Annotated in this window: 11 protein-coding genes; 8 read left to right on the forward strand and 3 right to left on the reverse strand. The window is 72.8% G+C overall.

Annotated features, from left to right (window positions below; translation table 11 throughout):
• Positions 1–132: 132 nt before the first annotated feature.
• Positions 133–5,169 carry an NAD-glutamate dehydrogenase gene (locus tag AMK10_RS07390; RefSeq protein ID WP_073746196.1) on the forward strand — a complete coding sequence of 1,679 codons (5,037 nt, stop codon included), beginning with the start codon at positions 133–135 and terminating at the stop codon, positions 5,167–5,169.
• A gap of 101 nt (positions 5,170–5,270) precedes the next feature.
• Here the strand turns inward: AMK10_RS07390 and AMK10_RS07395 are convergent, their stop codons facing one another.
• The gene (locus AMK10_RS07395; protein WP_073746198.1) at positions 5,271–6,071 is read right to left on the reverse strand and encodes an ABC transporter ATP-binding protein; all 801 of its coding nucleotides are present in this window, start codon (positions 6,069–6,071) and stop codon (positions 5,271–5,273) included.
• Positions 6,064–7,005, reverse strand: coding sequence for an ABC transporter permease (locus tag AMK10_RS07400; protein ID WP_073746200.1), 942 nt, complete (start codon positions 7,003–7,005; stop codon positions 6,064–6,066). Before AMK10_RS07400 ends, AMK10_RS07395 begins: the two co-directional genes overlap by 8 nt.
• 142 nt (positions 7,006–7,147) lie before the next feature.
• Between AMK10_RS07400 and AMK10_RS07405 the strand changes: the two genes are divergently transcribed.
• Positions 7,148–7,753: a TetR/AcrR family transcriptional regulator gene (locus tag AMK10_RS07405; RefSeq protein WP_198959653.1), complete on the forward strand. Its 606-nt coding sequence runs from the start codon at positions 7,148–7,150 to the stop codon at positions 7,751–7,753.
• On the opposite strand, the gene AMK10_RS07410 is transcribed toward AMK10_RS07405, so the two are convergent.
• Positions 7,743–11,246 carry a bifunctional glycosyltransferase/CDP-glycerol:glycerophosphate glycerophosphotransferase gene (locus AMK10_RS07410; RefSeq protein WP_073746202.1) on the reverse strand — a complete coding sequence of 1,168 codons (3,504 nt, stop codon included), beginning with the start codon at positions 11,244–11,246 and terminating at the stop codon, positions 7,743–7,745. The two genes, AMK10_RS07405 and AMK10_RS07410, sit on opposite strands and share 11 nt — an antisense overlap.
• Before the next feature lie 100 nt (positions 11,247–11,346).
• Here AMK10_RS07410 and AMK10_RS07415 point away from each other — a divergent pair, with 100 nt between their 5' ends.
• From AMK10_RS07415 to AMK10_RS07440, 6 genes are all read left to right on the forward strand, one after another.
• The gene (locus tag AMK10_RS07415) at positions 11,347–13,344 is read left to right on the forward strand and encodes a bifunctional glycosyltransferase/CDP-glycerol:glycerophosphate glycerophosphotransferase (RefSeq protein WP_073746204.1); all 1,998 of its coding nucleotides are present in this window, start codon (positions 11,347–11,349) and stop codon (positions 13,342–13,344) included.
• A 90-nt stretch (positions 13,345–13,434) separates the two neighbouring features.
• A complete protein-coding gene (locus tag AMK10_RS07420; RefSeq protein ID WP_073746206.1) occupies positions 13,435–14,145 on the forward strand; it encodes a methyltransferase domain-containing protein in 711 nt (236 codons plus the stop codon).
• An 11-nt stretch (positions 14,146–14,156) separates the two neighbouring features.
• Positions 14,157–15,020, forward strand: a complete 864-nt coding sequence (locus AMK10_RS07425) for a TylF/MycF/NovP-related O-methyltransferase (RefSeq protein WP_198959654.1) — start codon at positions 14,157–14,159, stop codon at positions 15,018–15,020.
• 101 nt (positions 15,021–15,121) lie between these two features.
• On the forward strand, positions 15,122–18,574 hold the full coding sequence (locus AMK10_RS07430; RefSeq protein WP_073746210.1) for a bifunctional glycosyltransferase/CDP-glycerol:glycerophosphate glycerophosphotransferase: 3,453 nt from the start codon (positions 15,122–15,124) through the stop codon (positions 18,572–18,574).
• Positions 18,571–21,417, forward strand: a complete 2,847-nt coding sequence (locus AMK10_RS07435; protein WP_073746212.1) for a bifunctional glycosyltransferase/CDP-glycerol:glycerophosphate glycerophosphotransferase — start codon at positions 18,571–18,573, stop codon at positions 21,415–21,417. Before AMK10_RS07430 ends, AMK10_RS07435 begins: the two co-directional genes overlap by 4 nt.
• Positions 21,414–22,562 carry a glycosyltransferase gene (locus AMK10_RS07440; protein WP_073746214.1) on the forward strand — a complete coding sequence of 383 codons (1,149 nt, stop codon included), beginning with the start codon at positions 21,414–21,416 and terminating at the stop codon, positions 22,560–22,562. The genes AMK10_RS07435 and AMK10_RS07440 overlap by 4 nt, the downstream gene beginning before the upstream one ends.
• The last annotated feature ends 27 nt before the right edge of the window (positions 22,563–22,589 follow it).

Consider the following 22,589-nt stretch of genomic DNA (forward strand, 5'->3'; position numbering starts at 1 on the left):
AAACGGCCGATACGGTCCCGGGCATCTCCCCAGGCGGCATAGCGTCGATCCAGACCGGAAACCCCGCGTCGTGGCGGTACGTCGCCTTTTACACCTACGTCACGCAACGGCGCGCGACAGGAGCCAGAGGACATGCAGACCAAGCTGGACGAAGCCAAGGCCGAGCTGCTCGCACGGGCGGCCCGGGTAGCTGACAACAGTCCGGGCGGTGGTGCCGGTGCCCCGGGAGGTGGCCTCCGGGTGCACCTTGCCGAAGCGGAGACCGGTACCGGAGCGGAGACCGCCGAGGCCGGCCGGGGTGAGCCCTCGGCCCGGGACATGCTGCTCGCCTATCTCCAGCGCTACTACCTGCACACCGCTCCGGAGGACGTCACCGACCGCGATCCGGTCGACATCTTCGGTGCCGCTTCCTCGCACTACCGGCTCGCCGAGAGCCGTCCCCAGGGCACCGCGAACGTCCGGGTGCACACCCCGACCGTCGAGGAGAACGGCTGGACGAGCAGCCACTCCGTCGTCGAGGTCGTCACGGACGACATGCCGTTCCTGGTCGACTCGGTCACCAACGAGCTGTCCCGGCAGGGCCGCGGCATCCACCTCGTGATCCACCCGCAGGTCGTCGTCCGCCGCGATGTCACCGGCAAGCTGATCGAGGTGCTCCCCGAGGACCGTCCCCGGCGCGAGGCCGCCAAGGGGGCCGGAGGCCGCAAGGACGCCCGTGCCGAGCTGCCGCACGACGCGCTCGTCGAGTCGTGGATCCACGTCGAGATCGACCGGGAGACGGACCGCGCCGACCTGAAGCAGATCACCGCCGATCTGCTCCGCGTCCTGTCCGACGTACGGGAGACCGTCGAGGACTGGGACAAGATGCGCGACGCCGCCCTGCGGATCGCCGACGACCTTCCGGGGGAGCCGCTCGACGAGCTCGCCGACGAGGAGGTCGAGGAGGCCCGCGAGCTGCTGCGCTGGCTCGCCGCCGACCACTTCACCTTCCTCGGGTACCGCGAGTACGAGCTCCGCGACTCCGACGCGCTGACCGCCGTCCCCGGTACCGGACTCGGCATCCTGCGCTCCGACCCCAAGCACAGCGAGGACGAGGCCCACCCGGTCAGCCCCTCCTTCGACCGGCTGCCCGCCGACGCCCGGGCGAAGGCGAGGGAGCACAAGCTCCTCGTCCTGACGAAGGCGAACAGCAGGGCGACCGTGCACCGCCCCAGCTACCTCGACTACGTCGGCGTGAAGAAGTTCGACGCCAAGGGCAATGTCGTCGGGGAGCGGCGCTTCCTCGGGCTGTTCTCGTCCGCCGCGTACACCGAGTCGGTGCGCCGGGTGCCGGTGGTGCGCCGCAAGGTCGCCGAGGTGCTGGAGGGCGCGGGCTTCACGCCCAACAGCCACGACGGCCGCGACCTGCTCCAGATCCTGGAGACGTACCCGCGCGACGAGCTCTTCCAGACGCCCGTCGACCAGCTGCGCTCCATCGTCACCTCCGTGCTGTACCTCCAGGAGCGCCGCCGGCTGCGGCTCTACCTGCGCCAGGACGAGTACGGGCGCTACTACTCCGCCCTCGTCTACCTCCCGCGCGACCGCTACACCACCGGTGTGCGGCTCCGGCTGATCGACATCCTCAAGGAGGAACTGGGCGGCACCAGCGTCGACTTCACCGCCTGGAACACGGAGTCGATCCTCTCCCGGCTGCACTTCGTCGTCCGGGTCCCGCCGGGCACCGAGCTCCCGCACCTCACCGACGCGGACGCCGACCGCATCGAGGCGCGCCTGGTCGAGGCCGCCCGCTCCTGGGCCGACGGCTTCCAGGAGGCGCTGAACGCGGAGTGCGGCGAGGAGCGCGCCGCCGAACTGCTGCGCCGCTACGGGCAGTCCTTCCCCGAGGGCTACAAGGCCGACCACTCGCCGCGTGCGGCCGTGGCCGACCTGGTCCATCTCGAACAGCTCAAGAGCGCGCGCGAGGACTTCGCGCTCAGCCTGTACGAACCGGTCGGCGCGGGCCCCGCCGAGCGCCGCTTCAAGATCTACCGGACCGGTGAGCAGGTCTCGCTCTCCGCCGTCCTCCCCGCGCTCCAGCGGCTCGGTGTCGAGGTCGTCGACGAGCGTCCGTACGAGCTGCGCTGCTCCGACCGCACCCACGCCTGGATCTACGACTTCGGGCTGCGTCTGCCCAAGAAGGCCACGGGCAACGGCGACTACCTCGCCGACGACGCGCGGGCCCGCTTCCAGGAGGCCTTCGCGGCCATCTGGACCGGTGAGGCGGAGAACGACGGCTTCAACTCACTGGTCCTGGGCGCCGGGCTCGACTGGCGCCAGGCCATGGTGCTGCGCGCCTACGCGAAGTACCTCCGCCAGGCGGGTTCGACCTTCAGCCAGGACTACATGGAGGACACCCTCCGCAACAACGTCCACACCACCCGGCTGCTGGTCTCCCTCTTCGAGGCCCGGATGTCCCCGGTCCGCCAGAAGGCGGGCACGGAGCTCATCGACGGGCTGCTGGAGGAGCTGGACGGGGCCCTGGACCAGGTGGCCTCGCTGGACGAGGACCGGATCCTGCGGTCCTTCCTCACGGTCATCAAGGCCACGCTGCGGACCAACTACTTCCAGCTGGCCGACGACCACGAGCCGCACAACTACGTCTCGATGAAGTTCGACCCGCAGGCCATCCCGGACCTCCCCGCGCCGCGCCCGGCGTACGAGATCTGGGTGTACTCGCCGCGTGTCGAGGGCGTCCACCTGCGCTTCGGCAAGGTCGCCCGTGGCGGGCTGCGCTGGTCGGACCGGCGGGAGGACTTCCGTACGGAGATCCTCGGCCTGGTCAAGGCGCAGATGGTCAAGAACACCGTGATCGTGCCGGTGGGTGCCAAGGGCGGCTTCGTCGCCAAGCAGCTGCCGGACCCGGCCGTGGACCGCGACGCCTGGCTCGCCGAGGGCATCGCCTGCTACAAGATCTTCATCTCGGCCCTGCTCGACATCACCGACAACATGGTGACGGGCGAGGTCGTGCACCCCGCGGAGGTCGTGCGCCACGACGAGGACGACACGTATCTCGTCGTCGCCGCCGACAAGGGGACCGCGAGCTTCTCCGACATCGCCAACGACGTCGCCGTCGCGTACGGCTTCTGGCTCGGCGACGCCTTCGCGTCCGGCGGCTCGGCGGGCTACGACCACAAGGGCATGGGCATCACCGCCCGCGGCGCCTGGGAGTCCGTGCAGCGGCACTTCCGGGAGCTGGGCCACGACACGCAGACCGAGGACTTCACGGTCGTCGGCGTCGGCGACATGTCGGGTGACGTGTTCGGCAACGGGATGCTTCTCTCCGAGCACATCCGGCTGGTAGCGGCCTTCGACCACCGGCACATCTTCATCGACCCGGAGCCGGACGCCGCCACCTCGTACGCCGAGCGGCGCCGGCTGTTCGAACTGCCGCGCAGCTCCTGGGCGGACTACAACAAGGATCTGCTGTCCGCGGGCGGCGGCGTCCATCCGCGTTCCGCCAAGTCGATCCCGGTCAACGCGCACATCCGCGCGGCGCTCGGCATCGACTCCAAGGTCACCAAGATGACGCCCGCCGAGCTGATGCAGAACATCCTCAAGGCGTCGGTCGACCTCGTGTGGAACGGCGGCATCGGCACCTACATCAAGTCGTCGGCCGAGTCGAACGCCGATGTCGGCGACAAGGGCAACGACGCGATCCGGGTCGACGGCGCGGACCTGCGGGCCCGTGTCGTCGGCGAGGGCGGCAACCTCGGGGCGACCCAGCTGGGCCGTATCGAGTTCGCCCGGGCCGGCGGCCGGATCAACACCGACGCGATCGACAACAGCGCCGGTGTGGACACCTCCGACCACGAGGTGAACATCAAGATCCTGCTCAACGGTCTCGTCAGGGACGGCGACCTGACCGTGAAGCAGCGCAACAAGGTGCTCGCGGAGATGACCGACGAGGTCGGACAGCTCGTCCTGCGCAACAACTACGCGCAGAACGTCGCGCTCGCCAACGCCTGCGCCCAGGCGCCGTCGCTTCTCCACGCCCACCAGCGCTTCATGCGCAGGCTCGGCCGTGAGGGGCACCTGGACCGGGCACTCGAGTTCCTGCCGAACGACCGTCAGATCCGTGAACTGCTGAACCACGGCAAGGGCCTCAGCCAGCCCGAACTGGCCGTGCTGCTGGCCTACACCAAGATCACGGCGGCCGACGAGCTGATCTCCACCAGCCTGCCGGACGACGCGCACCTGCAGAAGCTGGTGCACGCCTACTTCCCCAAGCAGCTGAGCGAGCGGTTCCCCGAGGCCGTCGACGGGCACGCGCTGCGCCGCGAGATCATCACGACGGTGCTGGTCAACGACACGGTGAACACCGGTGGTTCGACGTTCCTGCACCGGCTGCGCGAGGAGACGGGGGCGTCGCTGGAGGAGATCGTGCGGGCCCAGTTCGCCGCCCGTGAGATCTTCGGCCTGTCCGCGGTGTGGGACGCCGTGGAGGCGCTCGACAACAAGGTCGCCGCCGATGTGCTGACCCGCATCAGGCTGCACTCGCGCCGGCTCGTCGAGCGCGGTTCGCGCTGGCTGCTCGGCAACCGGCCGCAGCCGGTCGAGATCTCGGAGACCGTCGAGTTCTTCCGCGACGGTGTGGAACGCGTCTGGAACGAGCTGCCCAAGCTGCTCAGGGGCGCCGACACCGAGTGGTACCGCTCGATCCTGGAGGAGCTCACCTCGGTGGGGGTCCCCGAGGAGCTTGCGGTGCGGGTGGCCGGATTCTCCTCGGCCTTCCCGGCGCTGGACATCGTGGCGATCGCGGACCGTACGGACAAGGACCCGCTGGCCGTCGCCGATGTGTACTACGACCTCGCCGACCGGCTGGGGATCACCCAGCTGATGGACCGGATCATCGAGCTGCCGCGGGCCGACCGCTGGCAGTCGATGGCCCGCGCCTCCATCCGCGAGGACCTGTACGCCGCGCACGCCGCGCTCACCTCGGACGTGCTCACCGTCGGCGACGGGGCGGCGACGCCCGAGCAGCGGTTCACGGCCTGGGAGGAGAAGAACGCGGCGATCCTGGCGCGCTCGCGCTCCACGCTGGAGGAGATCCGGAGCTCGGAGGCCTTCGACCTGGCGAACCTCTCGGTGGCCATGAGGACCATGCGGACGCTGCTGCGCACGCACGCCTGACCCGGAGCGGCCGAGCGGGCCGCGACGAAAGCCGTCCGCCGGACGGGCCGATGGGGCCCGTCCGGCGGACGGCTTTCACGGCTTTCACGCCCGTCGCTGGTTCACTTCCTGGGCTTCCTGGGCTTCACGGGCCCGGTGAACTCCTCGTACGCCGCCACGACCTCCTTGGCGGGCCCGTCCATCCGCAGCGTGCCCGCTTCGAGCCAGATCGCCCGGTCGCAGGTCTCGGTGATCGACCTGTTGCTGTGGCTGACCAGGAAGACCGTGCCGGCCTCCTGTCGGAGCTCCATGATCCGGTCCTTGCTGCGCCGCTGGAACTTCGCGTCGCCGGTGGACAGGGCCTCGTCGATCAGCAGGACGTCGTGGCTCTTGGCCGCCGCGATGGAGAAACGCAGCCTGGCCCCCATGCCCGAGGAGTAGGTGCGCATCGGCAGCGTGATGAAGTCGCCCTTCTCGTTGATGCCGGAGAAGTCGACGATGTCCTGGTAGCGCTCGCGGATCTGCTCGCGGGTCATGCCCATGGCCAGGCCGCCGAGCACGACGTTGCGCTCACCGGTCAGGTCGCTCATCAGGGCCGCGTTCACGCCGAGGAGCGAGGGCTGGCCCTGGGTGTGGACCCGGCCCTTCGACGGGGGGAGCAGCCCGGCGATCGCCTTGAGGAGCGTGGACTTCCCGGAACCGTTGGAGCCGATCAGGCCGATGGCCTCGCCCTTGTACGCGGCGAAGCTGACGCCCTTCACGGCGTGCACCTGGCGTGCGCCCCGCGGCTCCCGGCGCGAGACGATCCGGTTCAGGGCGGAGGTGGCGCTCCCCCGTCCGGTGCGGGCGCCGTTGACCGTGTAGGTGATGTGGACGTCGTCGACGACGACGGTGGGCACACGTGCGTCGAGGGTGTCAGCCACGTCCGTACCTCTCCTCGGCCTTCCAGAAGTAGACGAAGCCGCCGATGCCGCAGAGCAGCGCCCAGCCCGCCGCGACGGCCCACACGTGCGGGGGCAGCTGCGCGCCGGTGAAGCTGTCGATCAGGGCGTAGCGCATCAGGTCGATGTAGACGGCGGCCGGGTTGCACTCCAGCGCCAGCAGGACGAGGCGCGGTACCCGGTCGGCGGTGAGCAGGGTGTCCAGGCTCCACATGACGCCCGAGGCGTACATCCAGGTGCGCAGGATGAAGGGCGTCAGCTGGGCGATGTCGGGGGTCTTGGCGGCCAGCCGGGCCATGACCATGGAGACGCCCGTGTTGAACAGCGCCTGCAGGGCGAGCGCCGGGATCGCCAGCAGCCAGGACGGCCGCGGGTACTGGCCGAACACCAGCAGGATCATGAAGAGCGCGCCCAGCGAGAACAGCAGCTGCTGGAGCTGCTGGAGCGCCAGGGCGATCGGCAGGGACGCGCGGGGGAAGTGCAGGGCCCGGACGAGTCCGGTGTTGCCGCTGATGGCCCGGGTCCCGGCGGTGATCGAGCTGGCGGTGAAGGTCCAGATGAAGACCCCGGTGACGAGGAAGGGCACGTAGTCGGGGACTCCGTGCTTCGTGTTCATCAGGACGCCGAAGATGAAGTAGTAGACCGTCGCGTTGAGCAGCGGGGTCATGATCTGCCAGATCTGGCCCAGCTTCGCCTGGCTGTACTGGGCGGTCAGCTTGGCCGTGGCGAAGGCGGTGATGAAGTGCCTGCGCCCCCAGAGCTGCCGGACGTACGCCCCGAGGGTCGGCCGGGCCCCGCTGACGGTCAGCCCGTGCTTCGCCGCGAGCGCGGCCAGCTCGCCGGGTTCGTACACGGGGAGGAGGGCGGAGGGAGCGGTGTCCACCGGGGCCGGCGGGGCTGCTGTCTGGCTCACCACGATCGCTTTCGACGGGGGCGGGGGGAACAGGGCGGACGCACCAGGGCCCGATGGGACGGCACCGTATCGTCGCAACGCTGAGACTAGGACGTTTGTACGTCGCAACGCAACCGTTTCGTCGTTACGGTCTATCATTCGGGCCATGACCACCGAACGGCGAACCGGGCGCCGCACCCCGGCAGGTGCCGCGGTGCTGCGCGAGGACGTGACCGACGCGATCCGCGGCGCCGTCTTCGAGGAGCTGGCCGCCGTGGGATTCGCGCGGATGTCGATCGAGGGCATCGCCCGGCGGGCGGGGGTGGGCAAGACCGCCGTCTACCGCCGCTGGAAGTCCAAGCTCCATCTCGTCCTGGACCTGGTCGCCGCGGTGGCGGCCCAGGGCATGCCCGCGCCCGCGACGGGTTCGCTGTACGGGGATGTGCGCGCCGTGCTCGAACTGGCTGCGTACGCCCTGCGGCACCCCGTGGCCTCGCAGGTGATCCCGGACCTGCTCGTCGAGGCGGCCCGCAACCCGGAGATCTCCGACGCCATCAAGGCCGCGCTGCTCGACCAGCAGCAGGGAGTGGCCGCCGTGGTCGTCCGGGCGGCGGTGGAGCGGGGCGAGCTGCCCGAGGGCAGCGACCCCGACCGGGCGCTGGATCTGATCGTCGGGCCGCTGTACTGGCGCCTGGTCGTGGTCCGGGGCGATCTGCCGAAGGGGTACCTGGACGACCTCGCGGCCTCGGCGGTCCGGGCGCTCAAGGCCTGAGGGGTCCGGCCGCGCCCAAGCCCCGGGCCTCGTCGAGCAGCCGGTCCGCGACACGGCGGGCCGCCATGCCGTCGGCCGGGCCGCAGTGGTCGCGGCGGAAGCTCTCGTACGCCTCCGCGTGCGCCGCCGCCGACGCGGGCAGGGTCCGCAGCGCCTCGGCCACCTCCTCGGTGGTGACGAGCAGGGGACCGGGGGCGCGGGTCTCGAAGTCCAGGCAGAAGCCGCGCACGGTGTCCCTGTAGTGCTCCAGGTCGTAGGTGTGGAAGAGCATCGGGCGGCCCGTGTGCGCGAAGTCGAACGCCAGCCCCGAGTAGTCGGTGAGCAGTACGTCCGCGATCAGCAGCAGTTCGGCCGCGTCCGGGTGTCCGGACACATCGCGCAGGGCGGGGTGCGCCGGCACGCTGCCCGTCACCCGGGGATGCCTGCGGACCAGCACCGTGGTGCGCCCGTCGAGGGCGTGCGCCAGCGCGGTCGGATCGAGCGCGGGATCCCAGCGGTACAGCGGTGCCGAACCGGTGGGCACGCTGCCCGGCGGGTGCGCGAGATGGTCGCGGTACGTCGGCGCGTACAGCACCACGCGGTGCCCCTCGGGGACGCCCAGCACCCGGCGGACCCGCTCGGCCGTCTTCTCCCCGCCCGGTGCGCACAGCAGGTCGACGGCGGGGGAGCCCGCCTCCAGCACCTCGCCGCCGTAGCCCAGGGCGCGGCGGAGATGCGGGGTGGCGAAGCCGCTGGGGGAGACCAGGACCGACCACTGGGCGGATCGGTGCGCGAGGCCGGCGAGGCGCTGGTGGTCGGCGTACAGGCCGCCCGAGAGGTCCAGGCCGAAGCGGCCGAGCGGGACACCGGGCCGGATCCGCACCACCGTCTGGTCCTGGCGGCGCTCGAACCAGGCGGGCAGCGGGTCGCCCGCGACGATCCGGCGGGACCGCGCCAGCGCCTCGTACCAGGCTGCGCTGCGCTCCACGACCGGTACGGCCGTCGACGGGACCCGGGCCGCGGACCCCGCCGATCCGTCGGTGGCCCAGAGGTGCTCGACGTCGGTGCTCCGGCGCACGAGCTCGGCGTGCACGGCGCGCGAGGGTCCTTCTCCGGTGTAGAGCACGGTGTTCCGCAGGGGGAGCGCGCGCTGCGCCGGATAGTGCGCCGCCCGCAGCCGGCCCTGCCGGTACGCGCTCCGCTCGGCATCCCCGAGCGCCGGAGCGCACTGCACGGTCAGCCGGTCGCCGTGGCGGCGGTCCAGCCGGAAGAGTGCTCCGGCGGCGCCCACCGGCAGCCGTGCGGCGAGCGCGGCACCCACGCGCACGGGCCTGCCGTCGAGGAGCACCTCCCAGTCGCCCTCACGCGGCGGCCGGGCGAGCAGGGCGGAGAGGCGGTCCCGCCCCTCGTGTGCGACGGGGACGGTCACCGTCCCGCCCAGGGCGCTGTGCCGCAGGACGAACGCGCCCGCCCCGGGGGCGCCTCCGGGCCCCGGCCCGTCCTCCGTCCCGGGCGCGGCTCCCGCCCGGGCCGTGGCCCCGCGCACGCCGCCACCCCGGACCTCGATGCGGAGCCCGCCGTCCGGTGCGGGCCCGGCGTCCGTCAGGAGCGGGTCGCCGGTCACGTCCACCACCAGGAGGCCCGCCGGGTCCGCGAACACCGGCGGTCGCAGGTCCGGGCCCGCGGCGAGCGGCACGCGGGTGCCGTCGGCCGTCCGGAGCGCGGCCCGCCAGCGTCCCCGGGCGGGGCCGGCCGCGTCACCGGGCTCCACGGGCGGCACCCCGGGCTCCGCCGCCGGCCCCTCGGACTCCAGGGCCGACAGCGGAATCAGCGCGGTGAAGCCGCCCCCGTCCGCTTCCCGCACCGGGCAGACGCGCTCCTCGGCCCCCTCGCGGGTCAGCACCAGATCCGTGGGCCGCGTGGTCCCGTACAGCTCGCCGGTCAGCTCCAGCTCGCCGCACCCGCCGTCGTGGGCGACGGCGAGCGCGGGCAGCCGCGTCACCGCCAGTTCGAGCCGCCCGTCCCGGTAGCCGAGCACCGCGCGCAGCCCGCCGCCCAGGTCGTGGACCAGCGGGTGTGCCACCGCCGCCTCCACCGCCCGCAGGGCCGCCCGGCGTACGACGCCGTGCCCGGCCACCACGACGCCCACCAGCCAGTCGCCCGGCCCCAGGCGGCGGGGATCGAGGACCGCCTCGAAGCCCGCGTGGTCGTAACGGTGCAGCTCCTGGCCGGAGTCGGCGGTGGCGCGGTCGGTCCGGACCGAGCGGACCCGCACGGCCCGCGTCCGTCCGCTCGTCGCCTCCCGCACGAGGCCCGCCTTCAGCGACTGCCGGGCCGTGGACGCCGGGAGGTTGCGGATGTACGCGTACCCGCGCAGCCGCAGCCGGCCGTCCTCGCCCCAGGACGACTCCACCAGCCGCGCCACCGCCGGGAGATCGCCCCGGCCGAGCCGCTCCGGGACGCCCCGGCCCGCGAGGACCCCGGGGTGCGCCGCGCGCCGCCGCCCCGGCACGCCCTCGACGGCGAACGTCCCCGTGCCGTTGGCCCGTTCGAAGTCCAGGACGGCCAGCAGATCGTCGAGCCTGCGCTCCCGCACCAGCCGCCACCGGACGCGCGCCTCGGCGGGCAGCCCGGCCACGGCGGCGTCGCCCGCCCGGTCGAGGAAGGCACCCGCGTCCTCCATGAACGCCGAGCGGTAGGCGGGGCCGCCCATCGGCAGCCCTTCCAGGAAGTACACGAAGTCGTCGCGCAGGCACGAGGCGTCGTAGCGCAGCCGCTGCACGGGGTCGCGGTCCGCGAGGAACGCGCTGACCTGCTCGCAGGCCGCGATCCGGTCCCGAACGCCCCGGACGTCCGTGCGCCGGCGGGTGATCGAGCCCTCCCGGACCCGCCAGTAGTAGACGTGCCGGTGCAGCACGTCGACCGATCCGGCGAGGTAGTGCGCCGGGATCATCACGGGGGTGTCCTCGTAGAGCCTGCCCACCGGGAAGGTGAAGGCGTGCCGGTCCCAGAACGAGCGCCGGAACACCTTGTTCCAGGCGACGCGGTCGGCCAGCAGCCCGGCGTCCCTGGTGATGTGGGTGCGCGGGCGGTCGGCCGTCAGCCAGCGGTACTGCCAGGCCTGCTGCCTCCCCCGGTCGTTCAGCCGCCACACGTTGCCGGTGACCAGGTCCGAGCCGGTCGACTCCAGCGAGGCCAGCATCCGTTCGTACGCGTCGGGGACGACCAGGTCGTCGCTGTCGGCGAACGCCAGATAGGGAACGCCCGGGGTGGTGTGGGCGACCCCCGTGTTGCGGGCCGCGCTGAGGCCCGCGTTGGGCCGGCGGACGCAGCGGAAGCGCTCGTCACGGGCGGCGAAGTCCGCCGCGATCGCCCCGCTCCGATCCGTCGACCCGTCGTCGACGAGCACCACCTCGATGTCCCTCAGGGACTGGCCGGCCAGTGAGTCGAGGCACTCCTGGAGGTAGTCCTCGACGTTGTGCACGGGGACGACGACGCTGAGGCGTGGCTTCATGTACGGCTCAACCCGGGGAAGCGCCCCGGGTCACGCCGTTGACCCGAACGGGTGAAGGATCCTAGGGCGGTCCGCGCACCGCGCACTACGCTCGGCTGCCATGCTCCTCAGTGTCGTCATGACCGTCCACCGCGTTCAGGGGTATCTGCGGGCGGCCCTGGAGTCGGTGACCGGGCAGCCGGCGGCGCGGGACTTCGAGGTGATCGCCGTCGCCCCGCCCGACGGCGGCGTGGACCTCGGCATCGCGCGGGAGTTCGCGGCGCGCGACCCCCGGGTGCGGGTGCTGCTCCTCGACCGCCCCTGGGACAGGGGCGCCGCCCGGGACGCCGGAGCGGCGGTGGCGCGGGGGGCGTATCTGCTCTTCCTCGACGGGGACGACCTGCTCCTGCCGGGTGCGGCCGGGGAGATCGCCGCGCGGCTGAGGACCGACCGCCCCGACGTGCTGCGCCTGGGCCACGACCGCATCGACCACCGGGGCGGCACCCGCCCGGGCGACGCGCTCCCCGACGCCCGCAACCAGGTCCTGCGCAGGACCTTCCTGGAGGCCCACGCCCTCCGCTTCACCGAGGGCCCGTACGACGACGTCGTGCCCGTCCACCGCGCCCTGTTCCTCGCGGCGGACGCGGGCACGCTCGATTCCCTCGACCGGATCTGCGTACGCCACCGGCTGCGCCGCACCGGCCCGTCCGCCCCCGCTCCGGGCCGCGCGCACTTCGCCGTCATCGGCGCGTACGAACGGCTGGCCGACGAGACCGGCGGGGACCCGCGCGTCGCCGCTGCCCGGACCGAGCATCTGACGGCCGTCCTCGACGACCCCGGGCGGATCGCCCCGGGGGACCGCGCCGCCTTCTTCCGCGCCGCGGGCCTGCCCGGCCGCTACTGTGCCCACCGCGTCCGCGAGGCCGTCCGCGCCGGGCGCACCCGGGCGCGGAGCGCCGTGCGCGCGGGCCGGAAGTCGCTGCGCGCCCGCGTGATGAAGGCGGTCTACCGCACGGATCTGCACCGCCCGCTGGACCCCTGCCTCGCGGTCTACGGCGCCTACTGGAACCGCGGTGTCGCCTGCAACCCCGCCGCCGTCTACGCCAAGGCCCGTGAACTCGTCCCGCACATCCGCGGGGTCTGGGTCGTGTCCTCCCGCCACCGCGACCGCATGCCACCGGGTGTGCCGTACGTCATCGAGGGCTCCCGTGCCTACTGGCGGACCATGGCCACGGCGACGTATCTCGTCAACAACTCCAGCTTCCCCGGGGGCTTCACGAAGCGGCCCGGCCAGATCTACCTCCAGACCCACCACGGGACCCCGCTGAAGACCATGGGCCTGGATCAGCGCCCCTATCCCGCGCTCACCAACGGCGTCAGCTTCGAGCGGATCGTGGCCCACACCGACCAGTGGGACTTCAGCCTCTCCTCCAACCCGCACAGCACCGAGATCTGGGACCGGGTCTACCCGTCCTCGTACGAGCAACTGCCCTACGGCTACCCGCGCAACGACGTCCTGTGCGACGCGGCCCCGGAGCGGTCGGGAAAGATCAGGGCGGAGCTCGGCATCGCGCCCGGCAGCACCGTCCTGCTGTACGCCCCGACCCACCGCGACTACCGCAGGGGCTTCCTCCCCCGGCTCGACCTGGAGGCCCTCGCCGACGCGCTGGGCCCCGGCTGGGTGCTGCTGGTGCGGGCGCACTACTTCTACGGGCGTACGTCCGGGACGGCGGCGGGGGACCGGGTCCTCGACGTCACCGGACACCCGAGCACCGAGGAACTCTGCCTGGCCTCGGACGCGTTGATCACCGACTACTCCTCCCTGATGTTCGACTACGCCTGTCTGGACCGCCCGGTGATCACCTACGCACCCGACTGGGACGCCTACCGCGCGGCCCGCGGCACCTACTTCGACCTGCTGTCCGGCACCCCGGGCGACACCCCGGGGGCGGTCGCGACCACGGAGGACGAGCTGCGCGAGGTGCTGACGAGCGGTGCGTGGAGGGCGCCGGAGGCGGACTCGCTGCGCGCCGCGTTCCGTGCCCGCTTCTGCCCGTACGACGACGGGCACGCGGCGGAGCGCGTGGTGCGGCGGGTCTTCCCCGTGCGTTCGAACTGAACACCGGGGTCACCCGTACGGGGCGCTCCCTCCGCATCCCGTCGTCGTTGTGCTCAACAGCGCGCGCACAAGGCAACGTTGGGAGACGTCATGCACCGGTCCGCCTACGAGCAGATGCGATTCTGCATCGAGGAGTATCTGCCCACGTCCCGCAGGTACCGTGTCGTGGACCTCGGTTCGCGGATCTCCGGCAAGCAGACCCGCACCCACCGGGGCCTCCTGGCCGGCCACGACATCGACTACTTCGGGGTGGACGTCCAGGACGGCCCCAACGTCGACGCGGTCATGAAGCGCCCCTACCGCATCCCCGCGAAGTCCCGGAGCGCCGATGTGGTGCTGTCCGGGCAGGCGTTCGAGCACATCCCCTTCTTCTGGGTGTCGATGATGGAGATCGCCCGGGTGCTCAAGCCCGGCGGCCACGCCTTCATCACCGCGCCCTCGCGCGGCCATGTCCACGACGCGCAGGACTGCTGGCGCTACTACCCCGACGGGTTCCGGGCGATGGCCGCGCACTCGGGCCTCGAACTCCGCGAGGCGTACACGGACTTCCCGCCCACGAAGGGCATCTGGCACGACTACCGGTCCATCGACACCAAGGCCGCCTACTGGGGCGACTCCGTCGGCGTCTTCCGCAGGCCGGCGAACTATCCCCGCCTCACCATGTTCGCGGTGCGGGAGGCGGCCGTGTGGTGGGCCAACCGGGTCGGGGGAGTGGACCGGGTTCCGCTGCCGCGCCCGCTGGACGGCAGGGAGCGGTGCGGGCGGCCGGACACCCGTGCGGTCCCATCAACGACAGGTTGACGAAAGATGACATGAGCCGCATAGCGCGCGTACTGTCCCGCCCCATGGCTTGGCGCAACGCCGTCAACGGCGTCCTTCAGCAACTCACCGGATACCAGCTCAGGCGCGCGACCCTGCCCGCTCCCCGCCCCGCCCCCGCCGCCGCCCCGGCGGCGGTGCGGAAGCCGCCCGCCCAGAAGGCCGTGGCGAAGAAGCCGCCGCAGTTCCCCGCGGACTACGACGACGAGGCGAAGGACATCATCCGTGCGGTCAAGCCGTACACGATGACCTCCCCGGAGCGGCTCAACGCCTTCGTCCTCGCGACCCGGCACGTCGTCCGGCACGGCATCCCCGGGGACATCGTCGAGTGCGGTGTCTGGCGCGGCGGTTCCATGCAGGCCTGCGCCAGGACCCTGCTGTCGCTCGGCGAGACCGGCCGCGACCTCTACCTCTTCGACACGTACGAGGGCATGACCCCGCCCACCGCCGAGGACCTGAGGCGTGACGGCAGGCCGGCCCAGGAGCTGCTGGACGCCCAGGCCAAGGACCGGCCGATCTGGGCCGTGGCCTCGCTGGAGGACGTACAGGCCGGGTTCGAGCAGGTGCCGTACCCGAAGGACCGCGTGCACTACGTGCAGGGCAAGGTCGAGGACACCGTCCCCGGGCAGGCGCCGGAGCAGATCTCCATCCTGAGGCTGGACACCGACTGGTACGCCTCGACGAAGCACGAGCTCCAGCACCTCTACAGCCGGCTGGTGAGCGGCGGGGTCCTGCTGATCGACGACTACGGTTACTGGCAGGGGTCCCGCCAGGCCGTGGACGAGTTCCTGGAGGAGACCGGCGAGCGGCTCCTGCTGCTGCGCATGGACGAGGGCCGTATCGCCGTCAAGCCCTGAGCGGACGGCCCCCGTTGATGAGCCCCGTGCCTCCCCGGCACGGGGCTCGTTCCATACAGAGGAAGTCCGTCAGTCCGTCCGGAAGGATCGTGCGCAGAGCCATGGCACCCCGTCTCACCGTCGTCGTCCCGCTCTACAACGTCGAGGAGTACCTAGGAGCCTGCCTGGACTCGCTCGCCGGGCAGACCATGGCCGACCTGGAAGTCGTCATGGTCGACGACGGATCGACGGACGGCAGTGCCGACGTGGCCCTGGAGTTCTCCCGGAGCGATCCGCGCTTCCGCCTGGTCCGGCAGGAGAACGCGGGACTCGGCGCCGCGCGCAACGCGGGCGTCTCGCAGGCCCACCCGGACGCGGAGTTCCTGGCGTTCGTCGACAGCGACGACGTCGTGCCGCAGGCGGCCTTCGCCAGGATGCTGGGCGAACTCGACGGCTCCGGATCGGACTTCGCGACCGGCAACGTGCTCAGGCTCCGTGCCAACGGTGTGCTCGAACAGTCCCCGATGTTCCGCAGACCGATGGAGAAGCCGCGCAGGGCCACGCACATCACCCGGGACTGGATCCTTCTCGGCGACCGCATCGCGTGCAACAAGGTGTTCCGCAGGTCCTTCTGGGACGAGCACGCCTTCGCCTTCCCGACGGGCGTGCTGTACGAGGACATCGCCGTCGTCCTGCCCGCCCACTTCCTGGCCAGGAGCGTCGACGTCGTCGAGGCGCCGGTCTACCACTGGCGGGACCGCGACGGCTCGATCACGACCAGGCGCGCGGTGGCCAAGGGCATCCGCGACCGGGTCACGGCGGTCTCCACCGTCAGCCGCTTCCTCACGGACCGCGGCATGGATGAGGCGAAGCGGCGGTACGACGAGCACGCCCTCTCCGGTGATCTGTGGCTGTTCATCGAGGCGCTCCCGGACGGCGACGAGAGCTTCCACGAGGCCTTCCTCACCCATGCCAACGCCTTCGCCGACACGGTCGACCCGGCCGTCCTCGACGGGCTGCCCCTGCATCTGCGGGTCAAGTGGCACCTCATCAGGGAGCGCAGGACGGCGGAGCTGCTCGCCCTCCTGGCCCACGAGTCCACCGACCGCGACACCTTCCACGTCCGCGGGACGCTGCGGCCGCGGGCGCAGTACCCGGGCATCGAGGCCCCGCTCCCGCCCGCGGCCACCGCGCTGTCCGCCGGTGACCTCCCCGTGCACGCGCACCTCACCGAGGCGGTGTGGCGGGACGGGCTGCTGCACCTCAAGGGGTACGCCTACGTCCGCAACGCCCCGGGCCGGTCGGCCGGGACGGGCTGGCTGAGGTCGGGCCGCCGGCTGGTCCCGCTCAGGCTGCGGCGGACCGTGACGGACGAGGCGGCGGCCCGCTCCGGCCGCTCGCTGCACCGCTACGAGCGGTCCGGCTTCGAGACCGTCGTCGACCCGCGCCGGCTCGCCGCCCGGAACGCCGCGCCCGGAGCCAGGACCCTCTGGAAGCTCGAATCCGTCGTGTTCGGGGCGGGCCGCCCGCGCCGGGGACCCATGCGGCTGCTCGGCAATCCGGCCGCGCCCGCCGTGCGTTACGTCGACGCGCGCACCCGGGTCGTCCCCCTGCTCTCCGGGAACAAGCTGGAGCTGCGCGCCGAGCGGATCGACGCGGTGCTGGCCGGGCACGGCCCGACGGAGGCCGGGGACGGGATCAGGATCGCGGTCCGGCTGCTGGGCGCCGAGACGCCGAAGGCGCTGCGGCTCCAGGAGTGGCGTACGAAGGAGACCCGGGAGTTCCCCCTGGTCCCGGACGGGAGCATGGACGGGCGCAGCGTCCACGCCGACGTCCCGCTGGGGGTGTTCGGGGGCGCCGACGCCGACTGGGGCGTCCAGCTCGTCGGCGGGGCGCGCAGGCTGACGGTCGCCGCCCGCCCGGAGACCGAGGCGGGACGCTATCCGCTGGCGGACGGCCGCGAGGTGTACGCCGCCGCCAACCCCTCGGGCGACCTGGTGCTCACCGACCGGTCCGTGTGCCCCGTCCTCGCGCGCGTGGCCTGGACGGACGGGGCGGGCCTGCTCCTGGAGGGGACCTTCCCCGCGTGGAGGGACCGCCCCGCCGAGCTGGTCCTGCGCCACAGCGGACACCGGGAGGAGACCGCCTTCGCGGTGGAGCGCTCGGGGGACACCTTCCGCGCGGAGCTCTCCCCGGGTGCCGTCGAGGGTCCCGGCGGCACGCTGCCGCTGGCCGAGGGCCGCTGGTACCCCTTCCTGCGGGAGCCGGGCGAGACCGACCCGGAGCGCTATCTGCCGCTGCGGCTGGTGCCCCAGCTGCACGCCGGGCTGCCGCTGCACCGTGCGTCGGACGGGCGCCGCTTCACCCTGGAACGGCGCTTCCACGACCGGCTGTGCCTGGAGTCGGGCAGCGCCCTGCCGCTGCCCGACCGGGGAGCGTACGGACAGCGCCGGCTGCGCGCCGTGTACGCGGGCGCGCGCGGCCGGGAGCTGCGCGACACCGTGCTGTACTCCAGCTTCGACGGGCGGCAGTTCTCGGACTCGCCCCGCGCCGTCCAGGAGGAACTGGCCCGCCGGGAGAGCGGAGTCGAGCACCTCTGGGTAGTGCGTGACCAGCAGGCGGCCGTGCCCGCCGGGGTGCGCGCCGTGGCCCTGCACAGCGCCGAGTGGCACGAGGCGCTGGCCCGCAGCCGGTGGATCGTCACCAACACCCAGCTGCCGGAGTGGTTCGAGCGGGCGGAGGACCAGTTCGTCGTCCAGACCTGGCACGGCACCCCGCTCAAGCGCATCGGACGGGACCTGGCGGGCACCGCCTTCGCCGACACCGCGTACATGGAGTCGATGCCCCGGCGCGCCGCCCAGTGGAGCGTGCTCGTCTCGCCGAACAGCTTCTCCACGCCCGTCCTGCGCCGCGCCTTCGGGTACACCGGCGAGGTGCTGGAGTGCGGCTACCCGCGCAACGACCTGCTGTACGCCCCCGACCGGGCGAAGGTCGCCTCCGCCGTCCGGCAGTCGCTCGGCGTGCCCGACGGCAGGCGGGTCGTGCTGTACGCCCCCACCTGGCGCGAGGACCTGCCCAAGCGGAGCGGGCTGTACGGCCTTGACCTCCAACTGGACCTGGAGCACGCCCGGGAGGCGCTCGGCGACGGCCATGTCCTGCTGGTGCGCCGCCACTACCTGGTCGGCGGGAGCGTCCCTTCGAGCGACTTCGTCCGAGACGTGTCGCGCTGGCCCGACGTCTCCGAGCTGATGCTGATCAGCGACGTGCTCGTCACGGACTACTCGTCCCTGATGTTCGACTTCGCGCAGACGGGCCGGCCGATGCTCTTCCACACGTACGACCTGGAGCACTACCGCGACACCCTGCGCGGCTTCTGCTTCGACTTCGAGAACCAGGCGCCCGGCCCCCTGATCACCGAATCGGCCGGGATCGTCGAGGCGCTGCGCGATCCGGACGCCGCGACGGCCGGGCACCGCGAGGCGTACGCGCGCTTCCGTGAGACCTTCTGCGACCTCGACGACGGGACGGCGGCGGCCCGGGTCGTGGACCGGATGCTGAAGGGGGCCCAGGCATGAGCGCCCCCGGTCTCAGCTGTGTGATCACCGCCGCGGAGGGCGGCCAGGAGGAGCTGCGGGCGTCCGTGGAGTCCGTCCTCGACCAGAGCATGCGCGCCGTCGAGGCCCTGGTCGTGCTGCCCTCCGGCGTACCGGCGGAGCTGCGGAGGGCCGCGGAGTCGCTGGCCGGACGGGCCCCGGACCGGGTGCGTGTCCTCGACGGCGGCGCCACGTCCGTCGCCGCCCTGCGCAACGCCGGTCTGGACGCGGCGCGGGGCACCTACGTCCTGGTGCTCGGCGTCGGCGAGCGCCTCCATCCGCACGCGGCCCGCAACCTCTGGGAGGCCGGGACGCGCACCGGTGCCGACCTGGTCGCCGGGCGCTGGAGCCGCCTCACCGGGGACGGTGCGAAGGAGCGGGAACCCTCCTGGCAGCACACGCTTTTCCACCGCTCCCGGACCGTCGCCCGCTTCACCGACGCCCCCGAACTGGCGGTGCACGACGCCTTGGTGACCGGCTTCTGCCTGCGGCGCCGGGCACTGGAGCGGCACGGGCTGCGTTACGAGGAGGACCTCACGCACAGCGCGGTCCTCTTCGGTCCGCTGGCGGCGGCCGTCGTCGGCCGGATCGCGCTCGTACGCCGCCGGATCGTCAACGGCCGTGCCGCGCCCGACGCGGGCCGGGACCTGGCCGGGCTCGTGGAGGCGCACCGGAGGGTCTGCCATGTGCTGGTGGCGCAGGGGCTGGCCGCGCTGCGGGAGGAGAGGGACCGCGCGTTCCTGGTGGACCGCCTCGTGCCGCTGGTGCGCGGCTGGCCGCAGCTGCCCGCCGCCGAGCGCGGCCGGACCGCCGCGACCGCCGCCCGGGTGCTGCCCGACTGCGTGGACGAGGGGGCCCTGCCCGGCCTGCCGCCCGTCGAGCGTGTCGGCGTCCGGCTGCTGGCGGGGGGCGACGCGGACGGGGTGCTGGCGGCGGCGTACGCCCTGCGCAGGCGGGGCACCGTGACCGCGCCGCTGACCGTGGGCGACGACGGGCGGGTGTACTGGCCGGGAGGCCCCGACCCGCTGCTGGACGTCACCGAACTCGGCCACCAGTACCGCGGGTTCGGCGAGCTGAAGCTGATGAACAGGCTCACCCGCTACGAGGCCGAGGGGGGCCGGGTCCTGCTCGGGGGCCGGATCGTCCTGCCCTCGCACACCGGCCCCGATCCGGCGGGCACCCTCACGGCCCAGCTGGAGTTCCGGGTCCGGGACGGCTCCCGCGCCTTCCGCGCCCCGGTGGAGACGCTGCGCCCCGACGCCACCGGGATCAGCTGGTCCGCGCGCGTCGATCTCACCCGGCTGCTGCGCGCCTTCGGGCCCCGCGACACCGTGTGGGACGCCCGGATGGTGGTGGAGGACGGCCGGACCCGCTCGGTCAGCGACCTCTTCGCCGCCCATGACCTCGTCGGCCCGGCGGACCGCTCCCCGGCCCGGCCCAGGCTGGGGAGGCTGACCGGGGACACCTGGCAGCCCTACATCACCCTCCGGGACCATCTGGCGCTCCGGCTGGAGGCCCGGCGCCGGCCCGCCCGGATCGCACGGCGCCTGGTCCACTACGCCACCCACTTCCGCCCGGCGCGCAGGGCCAGGCTGCTGCTGCGGTCCCTGGGCAAGCGCCGGGACCGGCTGCACGCCCGGGGCCTCAAGGCTTCCGTCTACCGTTCCTGGCTGCTCCGGCTGCCCGTGCGCAAGGGCTCCGTGGTCTTCGAGAGCCACATGGGCACCTGCTACGGCGACAGCCCCCGGGCCGTCCACGAGGAGGTGCGCGCCCGGGGCCTGCCGCTGCGCGCGATCTGGTCGTACGCCGAGTCCCCGGAGGGCTTCCCGTCCGGTGCCAGGCTCGTGCGCCGCTGGTCCTGGCGCTATCTGTGGGCCCTGGCCAGGGCGGAGTACTGGGTCGACAACCAGGGCTTCCCGCAGAACCTCGACAAGCCGTCCGGTACGACGTACCTCCAGACCTGGCACGGTTCGGCGTACAAGCGCATGGGCTTCGACGAGACCCGGGTGCGGATGCAGAACGCCCCGCAGCGCGAGCGCCTCCAGCGGGCCGTGCACCGCTTCGACCACTTCCTGGTGCGCTCGGAGCACGATGTGAGCACCCTGGCCCGCGCCTACCGGCTGCCCGACGAGACGCTGCTGCGCACCGGATACCCGCGCAACGACGCCCTCGTCGCGGCGCGTGTCCGGGACGAGGCCGAGGGGCGGCTCCCCCGTCCGCCGCTCGCGGCCGAGCTCGGTCTGCCCGACCACCGCAAGGTCGTGCTGTACGCGCCGACCTTCCGGGGCGGTCCCGGCAGGCGCAGGCGGCAGCGGCTCCTGCTGGACGCCGCGCGCTTCGCGGAACGCTTCGGCGACACGTACACGCTGCTGGTGCGGGCGCACTACCTGGAGGCGGCGAGCCTGCCCGTCTGCCCGCCGGGGACGGTGGTGGACGTGTCGGGGCACCATGACGTCAGCGAACTGCTGGCGCTCGCCGACGTGCTGGTGACCGACTACTCGTCGATCATGTTCGACTACGCGCTCCTGGACCGCCCGATCGTCCTGTTCGCCCCCGACCTCGACGCGTACGCCGCCGAGCGCGGCAGCTACTTCGACCTCAGGGAGAAGGCGCCGGGGCCGGTGACGGCGACCGAGGAGGAGCTGTTCGGGGTGCTGGCCCGGCTGAAGACCGCGGACACCGGCTTCCACGAGGAACGCGCCGCCTTCGCCGAGGAGTTCGGCGCCTTCGACCGGGGGGACGCCGCACGCGCGGTGGTCGACGCCGTGTTCACCCGGCACCTCGTCCCGTCCCGTACCGCCCGCACCGGGGAGGCCCGCCGATGAGCCGCAGCCGTGATGTCTTCCTCGTCGCCAACAGCACCGACGAACTCGGCGGTGTGACCGGCTGGACGCACCGGACCGCCCAGCTGTTCACGGAGGCGGGCCACCGGGTGCACACCATCGGCGTCTACGCCGCCGAGCGGAAGATGGCCCTGCCCGACCCGCCGGTCTGCCCCATCACCGCGCTCCACCCGGCGCATCCCGTGACCCCCTGGGCTCCCAAGGGTCTGCGGGACCGCTTCCGGATCGCCGAGCGGCGGAGGGAAGCGGCCCGCGCGGCGGCGAAGCGGCGGGCCGTCGAGCGGCTCTCGGAGATCTTCCGGACCGCCCGGCCCGGCGGGGTGGTGATCGTCAGCCAGGTCTGGGCGATGGAGTGGGTCGGCGAGGCGGACACCACCGGGCTGCGGATGATCGGGATGAGCCACGAGTCCTACGACTACTCCCGGGCGAGCCACCGCTACCGCTGGATCAAGACCCACTACCCGCCGCTGGACCGCTGGCTCGTCCTGACGGAGGAGGACGCCGACATCTGGGCGGGCGACGGGATGAACAACGTCGGCTTCATGCCCAACGCGCTGGCCTCGCTGCCGGAACTGCCCTCCCCGCGCAGCGAGAAGTCGGTCGCCAGCATCGGCAGGCTCACCGACCAGAAGGGCATCGACATGCTCCTGGACACGTGGGCGCTGGTGGCCCCGCAGCGCCCCGACTGGCGGCTGGACGTGTACGGGACGGGAGAGGACGAGGCGGAGCTCAGGGCGCGGTGCACCGCGCTCGGGCTGGACGGATCGGTCGCCTGGCGGGGGCGCACCGACGACGTGCCGGGAGCGCTGGCGGCCTCGTCCGTCTTCGTCCAGTCCTCACGGGGCGAGGGCTTCCCGCTGGCGCTGCTGGAGGCGATGGCGAGCGGGGTGCCGTGCGCGGCGTTCGACTGCGCGCCGGGCGTACGCGAGATCGTGCGCGACGGCGAGGACGGGCTCCTGGCCCCGGCGGGCGACATCGGCGCGCTCGCCGACCGGCTGCTCCGGCTGACCGGCAACCCCCGGATGCGGGACGCGATGGGGGACCGGGCGCGGACCAACGTCCAGCGGTTCGACGAGGCGGAGATCATGCGCCGCTGGGAGGAGCTGTTCGCGCTCCTGGAGCGCTGAGAAGGGCTCCGGGGACGCCGGGACCGG

The organism is Streptomyces sp. CB02058 (assembly GCF_001905505.1).
Classification (GTDB): Bacteria; Actinomycetota; Actinomycetes; order Streptomycetales; family Streptomycetaceae; genus Streptomyces.

Bases quoted from the DNA above. Each gene is read 5' to 3' on its own strand.
- AMK10_RS07425 (WP_198959654.1), top strand. From the start codon at position 14,157: ATGAGCCGCATAGCGCGCGTACTGTCCCGCCCCATGGCTTGGCGCAAC.
- AMK10_RS07405 (WP_198959653.1), top strand. From the start codon at position 7,148: ATGACCACCGAACGGCGAACCGGGCGCCGCACCCCGGCAGGTGCCGCG.
- AMK10_RS07440 (WP_073746214.1), top strand. From the start codon at position 21,414: ATGAGCCGCAGCCGTGATGTCTTCCTCGTCGCCAACAGCACCGACGAA.
- AMK10_RS07430 (WP_073746210.1), top strand. From the start codon at position 15,122: ATGGCACCCCGTCTCACCGTCGTCGTCCCGCTCTACAACGTCGAGGAG.
- AMK10_RS07420 (WP_073746206.1), top strand. From the start codon at position 13,435: ATGCACCGGTCCGCCTACGAGCAGATGCGATTCTGCATCGAGGAGTAT.
- AMK10_RS07415 (WP_073746204.1), top strand. From the start codon at position 11,347: ATGCTCCTCAGTGTCGTCATGACCGTCCACCGCGTTCAGGGGTATCTG.
- AMK10_RS07410 (WP_073746202.1), bottom strand. From the start codon at position 11,246: ATGAAGCCACGCCTCAGCGTCGTCGTCCCCGTGCACAACGTCGAGGAC.
- AMK10_RS07390 (WP_073746196.1), top strand. From the start codon at position 133: ATGCAGACCAAGCTGGACGAAGCCAAGGCCGAGCTGCTCGCACGGGCG.
- AMK10_RS07435 (WP_073746212.1), top strand. From the start codon at position 18,571: ATGAGCGCCCCCGGTCTCAGCTGTGTGATCACCGCCGCGGAGGGCGGC.